Source organism: Alcanivorax sp. HI0083 (assembly GCF_001635175.1).
Genome location: NZ_LWFX01000909.1, coordinates 1 through 9,689, shown reverse-complemented (window position 1 = coordinate 9,689; position 9,689 = coordinate 1). Strand labels below are relative to the sequence as shown.

Annotated in this window: 10 protein-coding genes and 1 pseudogene; 6 read left to right on the top strand and 5 right to left on the bottom strand. The window is 58.4% G+C overall.

Annotated elements, in window-relative coordinates; all coding sequences use genetic code 11:
- On the bottom strand, nucleotides 1–662 hold a 662-nt coding region (locus A3754_RS09260), incomplete at its 3' end, for an FAD-dependent oxidoreductase (protein WP_156496931.1).
- A gap of 113 nt (nucleotides 663–775) precedes the next feature.
- A complete protein-coding gene (locus A3754_RS09255; protein WP_231880568.1) occupies nucleotides 776–1,399 on the bottom strand; it encodes a hypothetical protein in 624 nt (207 codons plus the stop codon).
- A gap of 218 nt (nucleotides 1,400–1,617) precedes the next feature.
- Between A3754_RS09255 and A3754_RS09250 the strand changes: the two genes are divergently transcribed.
- The gene (locus tag A3754_RS09250; RefSeq protein WP_231880567.1) at nucleotides 1,618–4,167 is read left to right on the top strand and encodes an ATP-binding protein; all 2,550 of its coding nucleotides are present in this window, start codon (nucleotides 1,618–1,620) and stop codon (nucleotides 4,165–4,167) included.
- Here the strand turns inward: A3754_RS09250 and A3754_RS09245 are convergent.
- Nucleotides 4,157–4,450, bottom strand: a complete 294-nt coding sequence (locus tag A3754_RS09245) for a hypothetical protein (RefSeq protein WP_156496930.1) — start codon at nucleotides 4,448–4,450, stop codon at nucleotides 4,157–4,159. The genes A3754_RS09250 and A3754_RS09245 overlap by 11 nt on opposite strands.
- 290 nt (nucleotides 4,451–4,740) lie before the next feature.
- On the opposite strand from A3754_RS09245, the gene A3754_RS09240 reads away from it, so the two are divergent.
- The 3 genes from A3754_RS09240 (at nucleotide 4,741) to cmoB (ending at nucleotide 7,002) form a co-directional block, all read left to right on the top strand.
- Complete coding sequence (locus tag A3754_RS09240) at nucleotides 4,741–5,187, top strand: hypothetical protein (protein WP_063519430.1); 447 nt, start codon at nucleotides 4,741–4,743, stop codon at nucleotides 5,185–5,187.
- A gap of 115 nt (nucleotides 5,188–5,302) precedes the next feature.
- Nucleotides 5,303–6,034, top strand: coding sequence for a carboxy-S-adenosyl-L-methionine synthase CmoA (gene cmoA / locus A3754_RS09235; protein ID WP_197468593.1), 732 nt, complete (start codon nucleotides 5,303–5,305; stop codon nucleotides 6,032–6,034).
- Entirely contained in the window at nucleotides 6,034–7,002 is a 969-nt protein-coding gene (cmoB, locus tag A3754_RS09230) for a tRNA 5-methoxyuridine(34)/uridine 5-oxyacetic acid(34) synthase CmoB (RefSeq protein ID WP_063519428.1), read from the top strand. Before cmoA ends, cmoB begins: the two co-directional genes overlap by 1 nt.
- Here the strand turns inward: cmoB and A3754_RS09225 are convergent.
- Nucleotides 6,957–7,715 (bottom strand): diguanylate cyclase domain-containing protein, encoded by a 759-nt coding sequence (locus A3754_RS09225; RefSeq protein WP_197468592.1) that lies wholly within the window; start codon nucleotides 7,713–7,715, stop codon nucleotides 6,957–6,959. The two genes, cmoB and A3754_RS09225, sit on opposite strands and share 46 nt — an antisense overlap.
- A gap of 197 nt (nucleotides 7,716–7,912) precedes the next feature.
- On the opposite strand from A3754_RS09225, the gene A3754_RS09220 reads away from it, so the two are divergent.
- On the top strand, nucleotides 7,913–8,233 hold the full coding sequence (locus tag A3754_RS09220; RefSeq protein ID WP_063519426.1) for a hypothetical protein: 321 nt from the start codon (nucleotides 7,913–7,915) through the stop codon (nucleotides 8,231–8,233).
- A gap of 63 nt (nucleotides 8,234–8,296) precedes the next feature.
- On the opposite strand, the gene A3754_RS09215 is transcribed toward A3754_RS09220, so the two are convergent.
- Nucleotides 8,297–9,049 (bottom strand): hypothetical protein, encoded by a 753-nt coding sequence (locus A3754_RS09215; RefSeq protein ID WP_063519425.1) that lies wholly within the window; start codon nucleotides 9,047–9,049, stop codon nucleotides 8,297–8,299.
- A 232-nt stretch (nucleotides 9,050–9,281) separates the two neighbouring features.
- Here A3754_RS09215 and A3754_RS09210 point away from each other — a divergent pair.
- Nucleotides 9,282–9,689: pseudogene (locus A3754_RS09210) on the top strand (hypothetical protein); the annotation flags it as partial.

Here is a 9,689-nt window from a genome sequence, read left to right as displayed (position 1 = left end):
CGAATGTGCTTGAGCGGTAGCCAGCCCAGCCCTGGTAGCTGCTGGCTGGCGCCGGCGGCGCAGACTATCACGGCGTTGGCATGCAGCCGGGTGCCTTTGTCCAGCGTGACGCTGGCGGGGGAGCCTTCCTGTAGTGACGTCACGGAGTCATCAAGCAATGTAATCGCTGGATGGTTGAGAAGGTGCCGGCACCAGCGATCCGGGCGCAGGTAACCGCCGCCCACCAGTTCCACTCCATTGCCGGCCAGCGCCGGGCGAAGCAGGTCGGCAGGCCAGGCACCGCTGTCCATGGCGGCAGTGAATTTGTCCCGTTGTTTGTCGTTTACAAAGTGCTGAATGACGCCATTGAGCTGGCCGTCCTGGTCACTGGAGGGAAAGCCGTAATGGTGGAGCCAGCGCAAGGCATGGCGGTAGCTCGTCTGGTAGAAACGATTCTGTGGTGTCAGGTGTGGGCTGGCGGTGCTATAGACGACACCGGCCAGATTCCCGGACGCGCCGGCGGCAATGCCCTGCGGATCCAGGACGGTCACGGTCCAGTGTTGCTCGGCCAGGGCGCGGGCTGTAGTGGCGCCGGCCAGGCCGGCGCCGATGACGATGGCGTGCCGGGATGTGCTGGGCTGGTCGGTTGGGTGCTGGGTGAGGAGGGTGCCGGTCTTGGTCATAGCAAATGTGGTCCCTCTAGTCGGACCGGGATCAGCGCAGTGAATAGGGGAGCGGTCATGGGATCCGTGTGGTTGGCGGCGTCGCTGTGAGGCCCTAGGGTAACACGCTGCGATTACGGAGCTGGCACGTTCTGGGCCGCCTTGAACTCAGCCAGTACACGTTTTGTCTGTTGCAGTAACCAGACGGTTTTCTGCCGGTAGCTGGCGTTGCTGATGCGGATGAAGTTGTCGTTGATCAAGGTGACCAGTAACGCCTGGTTTTGAATTGGGCGGTTGGGTTCTACCCAGCGCATTTGGGCCTGGGCACTGGGGTTGCCTTCCAGGTCCACCAGTCGCTCACTGATGATGCTGAGCGCGTTGGCGCTGTTGCTGAGTGCCTTGTCGACCCGGCGCTGGCGCAGTTCGCTGTAGTAGCCCGCTACGGCGCGCCGGGGTTGCATGGTGTCCCAGCCCGCAGGCAAGCCGGACAGGGTAAGGGAAAGCTGTTCCTTGCCATCCGCATCCCGGTAACGCAGGGTGCGCGCGTGCTCGGAACTGATTTCGCCGTCGAATTGCAGGCCCGCCAGGGTCTTGGGCGCCTGGTAGAGATCCAGTTGTGCTTTACGGTCTGGCAGTGCGCGGGCCTGGTTCTCCGAACCGGTGGCTTTAAGGGTGGCCTTGTCCAGTTTTTGCACGTGAAGCGGTGAATCCGGGGTTTCCTCCACAGGCTTGTCGGCGCAGCCAGAGAGTAGGCTCACCAGTGTGAAGACTGGCAAGAGATAGCAAACTTTTACATTCATGGATCGCAGCATAGGGCAAGGTAAATATCTTGTTAGAAGGGATATGCCGTTGTGTGCAGAGATGTGGCAAAGCATAAGTAGTGGCAAACTACCAGCATAACCGTTTTCAGGGCAGGCGGATGGAAAAGCCATCACATAATATGTCGCCAGACAGGCCACGGTCATCAGCACCGGGGTTGCCGGTTGTCGGCCTGAGAACCAGTGCGGCCATGTTGTTGCTGTTTGCGCTGATCACCGTGCCATTCGCCATCGCCTCGGTCCTTCTGATTCAACATCGCCTGGGCATGCTGGATACCTACGATACCATGCGTGAGGACGTGCGCCTGTTCGATGCGGGGCTGGCCGCGTTCCCGCCGCTTAACGACATGCGCGACCTGGCGCCGGTCGCTATTCACACCCAGGAACCGGAAATCGTGTCCCGCTTTGAACTCAGCCGCTCCCGTGCCGGCAGCCGTTTGCTGGACTTCCTGCAGCGTGTCCGGCAGCGGGATATTCCGGGGCTGAATGATCAGGGCGGGTTGCTGAGCGAGGCCTGGCGCGACCTGACGGTGAAAACCGGTATTCCCCTTGAGGATGTGGTTGGCCCTTTCGACAACGTGAACCAGATTACCCAACGGTTGAGCAATGCCTTGTCCACGGTGTTGTTTGTGTCGGATCTGTCCATAGGCGAGGGGCTGGAACCCAATGAGGTGCTGTCTTTGCCGCTGGGGTCATTCCGCCAGGCCCAGGAAGATATCGGCCTGATCCGGGCGCTGGCTCTGTATGTGAGTCTGCGTGGCGGTTACCTGGGGGACAATGACGCCCGGCGGTTGGAGAATGCCTGGCAGCGTTTGCAGCACCAGGTGACTATCATTGATAGCGAAATCAAGGCGCTGGTGGCACGTACCGGTGCCATTGAGTTGCAGCAGCAGTGGCGCTTGGTGCAGGGCGGTTTGCTGTCGTTTCTGGAGTGGTCCGAGCAGGAATTGATTCTGGCGCCACGCATTCAGGTCTCCTGGGAAGAGGCTTACGACCACAGCCGCAGTGCCATGAAATCCCTGGATGGGCTGTCCGCCACGTTGATTTCCCTGGCGGACCAGCTGCTCAGCAATGTTCGCCAGGAAAAGGCCCGGGCCACGGTCTGGATGATGCTGGGTATCGTGCTGCTGTATGGGCTGGTGTTGGGGTTGGCGTTGTGGGTGTACCGGGCCAATTACCGGGCGATCAATGCCCGTGCCGAGAGCCAGGCCAAGGGTCTTTTCCTTGCCCGCATGAGCCACGAAATCCGAACGCCGCTGAACGGCGTGATCGGCTTGGCGGAATTGTTGCGCGAGACCGACCCGTCGCCACGGCAGCAGGAATATATCAGCCTGATTGATAGCGCCGGCCGTACCCTCACAGCGCTGATCAACGATGTGCTGGATTTCGCCAAGATTGAAGCAGGCAAACTGCAATTGGTTGAAGAACGCTTTGACTTGCCGACGCTACTGGCGGAATGCGTGCAGATGTTCAATTTGCCGGCCAGTGATAATGGCACCCTGGTGATTCTGGATGTGGATCCGCACACTTCTTCGGATGTGGTGGGGGACGCGATCCGGCTACGCCAGATCCTGATCAACCTGGTCGGCAACGCAGTAAAATTTACCCGCAATGGGCGGGTTGTATTGTCCCTGGTGTGCCGTCGCAGTGGCGGCGAAGCCCCGCTGTTCACCTTTGCGGTGACCGATACCGGCATTGGCTTGACCCAGGACGAGCAAGCGCAACTGTTCCAGCGTTTTTCTCAGGCTTCCGCCAATACCGCCCGTCGCTATGGAGGTACCGGGCTGGGGCTGTCCATCAGTCGCGAACTGGTGGGGCTGATGGGCGGAGAGATCCATGTGCACAGTACTCCGGGGCTGGGGTCCCGGTTCAGCTTCAGTATCCAGATGACCAGCGAGCAGGGTGACATCCCGATGATGGCGGAGCTGCCGCCAGCCAGTTGGCTCTGGGATGTGCAGGGAAGCCTGGTGGATTGGCTGGCCGATGACCCGCGTTTCGACACCGTGAAAGTGGTGAGGAGCATGGGGCAACTGGCGGAGGTGAACGGGGAGATCCGCAGTGGTGTTCTGCTGATCAATGGCCTGCCTGAGCAGGCGCTACTCGACGAAGCGCTGCAGATGGTGCGTCTGAATCCGGCCCGTATCCAGGTCTTGTTATTGCTTGGCATGCGTAGTGAAACGCCGGACTGGCTACCCGGGGAGGTGCGTGTGCTACGTCGCTCGGTGGTGACGGTCAGTGACCTCCAGCAGCTACTGGGGAGCTATGTACCGGGGGCGATCCCGATTGTCACTGAGCCGGTGGCGGTGGAATCCATCTCCAGTTTGCGTGTTCTGATTGTGGAAGATAATCCGGTGAATCAGATGGTCACCAAGGGCTACCTGGAGCGGCTGGGCGTTGCGCACATCATCGTCGCGGAGGATGGCCAGCAGGGGGTCGATTGTTTTGATGCTGAAGAGGGGGAGCTGGATCTGGTGTTGATGGATCTGGATATGCCGGTGATGGACGGATTTACCAGCGCCCATCATATCCGCGAACTGGAAATTCAGCATGGTTGGCCTGCGTGCCAGATATTGGCACTGAGCGCCCATGCCATTACCGAGCACGGAGGTCGGGTGCCCAGGGCGGGGATGAACGGGCAATTGATCAAACCCTTGTCTCTGACGGCAATGAAACAGGCCCTTTCCCAGTATCTGGGTGTTACGGCATAAGGTAGATCAAGGTGTCCTGCATGGCCGGGGGGAGCAGAGGCGCAGACCATACCAGCGCTATCAGGCCTGCCAGAATCGCGCTTTCGATGCGCCAGGCCCGATGACGGCGTATGGCGTGCAAAAGGCAAGCGCAGGCTGCCAGCATCATGCCACTGAAAAAGCTGGCCATGCTGACCAGTTGCCATTGAACATCATTGAACGTCAGGCCGATGCCGCAGGCGGTGAGCGCTGCAGCGCAGACGGTGAGGAATGAAAATGACGAGTGATGATGAGTTGTTTGCATGTCCAGCATCCAAAGATAATCCCCATGGTTACGATTGATGCAAGCAAGCACCGTGCCGAAACCTATCCTTTCTACTTTGATGCTAATCCTTATTTATGAACTGTCTATGAAATTGCTAGCCTTATTAGGTTAGGTTTTGTCATCTTTCTATCATGTTAATGATTAAAAATGGTTAACAAGTGTACGCATTAGTTCGTATAATGCGGGCCGCAATACCGGCTATCGTGATTTATTGATTTCTTGCTGTGCAGGCCTATGGGGGTTGGCAACAGGGAGAAATGGGGTGAAATATGCGTTTTTTTGCAATTATTCTGACTCTTTCCGTTGTCCTGCCTGCTCAGGCTCAGTTGAATCCGGGGATGGAGGGGCGCCTGTGCCAGGCGGCGTCTCAGGACAGTGCTTTTGGCGCGCTGGTGGATCAGTTGATTGAAAGCGGAGAAGTGCAAATGACTTCCGGGGAGTCCCTGCTTTCCATCCATTGCCCGGATGGGCAAACGGTGCTCTCCCATATGGTCAAAGGCCGTCAGGCGGAGAACCTGGAATATGCGGTGATTGATATGGGCCTGAGTTTGTCGGCTTCCCGGGTAAGCCTGAATGGGCAGACAGTAAGCCTGGGGGATGCCCTGACGCGCCTGGGCGCTGACAGCGATACGGCGACCCGGAATTTTGTCGATAGTTACCTGGATGACCTGGCCGACGAAGACTTTAATCCCAACTTGCGGGTCAGTCTGAAGTAATCATCGTTCCTGTCGCCCCGCGTTTCCCGTTTTTTCAGACGGCTGCATCCGCAGCCGTTTCTCCCCGGCTCCCCACACCGCTATAATCGGCCCGCAGATGAATACCGGGGCCTCTATGTCAGACCAGCATGATCGCATTTACGCCACGTCCCACCAGCAGGTGGCGCGTTTTTCCTTCGACGATACGGTAGTGCGGGTTTTCCCCGACATGATTCGTCGTTCGGTGCCCGGTTACCCCACCATTATCGATATGATCGGGGTGCTGGCGGCCCGTTATGCCCAGCCCGATACCTGTCTGTACGACCTGGGGTGCTCTCTGGGGGCGGCCGCCACTGCCATGGCGTCTCTGACCGGCGACACCCGCAACCCTATTGTGGCCGTGGATAATTCCCGTGCCATGATCGAGCAGGCCGCCACCTTGCTTTCTGATGCAGGACAGGCCCACCGGGTGACCCTGGAAGAAGGTGATGTGGCTGAGATGGCATTCGAGCCTTGCTCCATGGCGGTGCTTAATTTCACGTTACAGTTCATCGCCCCGCAAAAGCGTGATGCCCTGATTCAACGCCTGGCAGATGCTACGGTGCCCGGCGGCATTCTGGTGTTGTCGGAAAAAATCCGCTTTGCCAACGAAGCTGAAAATGCCTTGCAGACCGAACTGCACCATGCCTTCAAGCGCAATAATGGTTATTCGGATCTGGAAATCAGCCAGAAGCGTACCGCGCTGGAGAATGTGTTGATCCCGGAGACTCTGGCGGACCACGAAGCGCGCCTGAAAAAGGCGGGCTATCGGCATATTCATGTCTGGTTCCGTTGTTTTAATTTCATGTCATTACTGGCCGTGCGCTGATGCTTACCGATTACCTTCAGGCCTGTGAACGCGGGCTTGCGCCCCTGTTTGCTCCGCAACCCCTGGCCGCAGTGATGACGCTGTCCCGGGAGCGTCTGGTCGACCGTCCCCACGGGGATTTGCCCCGTTGGCTGGCGGCACTGGAGGCGTTGCCAGCGGGGCCAGCTGAGTGCGCCCTGGATCAGAACACACTGACCATTGGTGCTGCCGGTGAGCAAGACGAGGACGGGGTAAAGCAGGCGTTGCAGGGGTTGATTCCCTGGCGCAAGGGCCCGTTCGAGTTCTTTGGCGTGCCTGTGGAAACAGAATGGCGTTCTGACTGGAAGTGGCAACGGGTGGCGCCGCATTTGTCACCGTTGGCGGGGCGACGGATTCTCGATGTGGGCTGTGGGAGCGGTTACCACTGCTGGCGCATGGCGGCCGCCGGCGCCAGTGCGGTCGTGGGGATCGATCCGACCATTCTGTTTCTGGTGCAGTACCTGGCAGTGCGCCGCTATGCCCCTGAGTTGCCCGTGTGGTTCCTGCCTTTGCGCATGGAAGAGCTGCCGGCAGACGGTGGGCAATTTGATACGGTGTTTTCCATGGGCGTGTTGTACCACCGGCGTTCCCCGTTGGACCACCTGCTGGAATTAAAGGGTGCATTATGCGCCGGCGGCGAGCTGGTGGTGGAAACCCTGGTGGTGGAAGGGGATGAGCGCACCGTGCTGATGCCGGAAGATCGTTACGCAGTCATGCGCAATGTCTTTTTCCTGCCTTCCGTGGCTATGCTCACCCGCTGGCTGGAACGGTGTGGTTTTGTGGATGTGCGGTGTGTGGATGAAAGCGACACCACGGTGCAAGAGCAGCGATCCACTGACTGGATGCGTTTCCAGTCGCTCCCGGATTTTCTGGATCCGAACGACCACCGCCTTACCCGTGAAGGTTACCCGGCGCCACGCCGCGCAGTGCTGGTTGCCCGAAAGCCGTAAGGTTTGGCCGTCGATGTCGTGCGCGTGGAGGCGTCGAGCAGGTGATCCACCAGCTCCAGGCGCGCGCTTTCATCCAGTGCGTTGATGAAAGGGGTGAGGGTGTCGAGCAAGCCATCTTTACGGGCCTGCGCCAGTAACGCATCGCTAAGCGCCTGGGGCGGGTTTGCTTCATTTTGTTGTGTGTCGTCCTGAGTCTGAGCTTGCTGGCTTTGTTGTTTCTGCGCCTGGGGGGAGAGAATGCGCTGGCCGCGCTCCGCGGGTTGGCGCAACAGCTTCAGGGTATCGTTGACCAGTCGTCCGGTGCCCTCGTTGTCGGCGCCGCTGTGCACATGTACGGCGATGCGCACATTCAGCGTGACACGAAAATCATCGACCTTGAATTCGTGGTGGTCAAGCCAGTCCAGTAGCCGCGCGGCTGCGATGTCGGCGCCGTCTGCATTGGTGCCGGGCAGGGCCAGAAACACCACCTGGTTGCTGCGTGCGGTAATCAGGATATCTTCACAGCGTTTGCGGCTGTTCAGGTGTTCGCAGAATTGCCCAAGCAGGGGCGCAATGTGGTGCTCGCCTATTTCTGCCTGCAGTGTTTTCAGTTCCTGCAGGTCGATGGCAAGCAGTGCCAGGGGTTGTTTGTGGCGTCGGCAAAAGGATAACGCTTGTTGTAAAACATGTTGGCTATGGCTTTCTGCGCGTTGCGGGTTTGTCACGGCAGTCATTGGCACCTCGGGACCAGAGATTATGATGGCATCCTGCTCAACGTTGTAGGCTTCCATTCCCGCTAGTATGACTCTAGCGGGTTCACGGCTGTCCGGCATCGGGTGCATACTCTATTTAACAACAATGTCGGCCACTGTTACGCAAACAGTGGCCAGCACGCGTGGCCCGGAACGGGTTTCACTCAGAGGAATCAATCATGTCGGTTACCTGGATTGTCGCGTCGGCGCTGCTCAGCTCCCTGTTCACACTGGTGGCTGTCGGGGTGTGGGCTCATTTTTATTTTCAGCCCCGTTTGCGCGACAGTCTGCAACGGGAACTGGATGAGCAGGTGGAAAAGGCTGCACAAGTGCTCTCGGACCGTGTAGAGGAAGGGGTTCGCCGGGGCCTGGTGGAAGGGGTACGTAATTTGCCCTCCAAGGAATTACTGGAAGGCGCGAGCCGTAACCTGGCGCGCACCAGTGCCGAGATGGTGGGGGAGCGTCTTGGACAAATCTTCGGGCGCAAAGACAAGCCCTGATTTTGGCCGGCTTTGCCGGTTCCGGGTTATAGCGTCAGGCGTGGTGCCACCAGCGCCGGGCTTTTATTGAAGCCGTTTTGGCAGTAATCGAATTACCAGGCAGGCGATGCCCAGGCTGAGCATCGCCAGCGACAGGAAATCCTGCTGCAGCGCATGCCAGGTAGTTTCCCACAGATTGGATGCTTTCATCAGCGATAGCAAAATCAGCAGCATGCCCGTGAGGGTAAAGAACTGATCCAGTTTGCGTGCCCGCTGAAACTCGCCGCGCAGTTGTCGCAGCTCATCCAGAATGTCTTCCTGCAACAATTGTTGTTGCGCCATCTGTTCAGCCAGCTGGCCCACTTGGCGGGGCAGGGTGGCCAGCTGCTCGAGCCAGACAGGATCTTCCCGGCGCAGCAGTGCCAGCAACTCCTTGAGGCGCACATGATCGTCCAGCCAGTTGCGAATTAATGGCCAGAGGCTGAACTGGTTGATCAGCTCGGCCAGTTGGGCCACATGTTCTTCGCTGCCGGTAATGCGCAATGATTCGTGGTCTTCCAGCGGTTCGCTGGCAAACAGCCAATGGACCATACCACCCAGCGGGCCGCGCACCCGGATGTCCACATTGCCTTCGTAGTCGGTGAGCAGTTCCACACCATCTTCATAGATCAGTACATACAGGACCGAACGCGGGCGCTCGGCACGAATGCGCACCACGGTTCCATGGAGAGCGGCGAGACGTTCCCGTCCTTGTTGTGTACCGGTGAGCGCCTGGTTGAGGGCGCTCTCCAGCCCCCCGAGCACGATAAGCTGGGGGAAACTAGTGGTTTCAGGCATGGTTGCAGCGCTGTCCTGTCATTATGTTGGGCCGGGGTGATCGTTCCGGTCCCGTTTTGTTGCCAAAAATTACGCGATGCTGCTTATATTTGGTATGGCGGCTCCCTATACTATGCATTTTCATAATTAAACAACATTGGCTTTTTTGACTTGGATAGGTGTACACGGGACCTGTTCGCCTTGGCGCTGTCGAGTTACAGTGCACCAGCCCTTGAAGGGGAGTTGTTTTTCAATGCTGGAATCTTTGCTTGCGTACCCGGATTTCTGGAAGTACGTCAGTATTCCGTTCATCGCTGGTGCAGTCGGTTGGACAACCAACTGGATGGCCGTGCAGATGACATTCTATCCCCTGGAGTTTCTGGGTATCCGACCTTTTTTCGGCTGGCAGGGCATTATTCCCTCCAAGGTGGAAAAGATGGCCGGTATCGTGGTGGACAAGGCACTCTCGAAGCTGGGTAGCCTGGACGAGTTCTTCCGCGAAATGGAGCCGGAAAAAATCTCTGCCCACCTCACCCGAACGATCCAGATTCGTATCGAAGAATACACCGACGAAGTGATGACCGAGCGCAACGCTGTGCTGTGGGAAAACCTGCCGCTGCTGGTGCGCAAGCGGGTCTACAGCCGTGCCCGCCGTGCGATT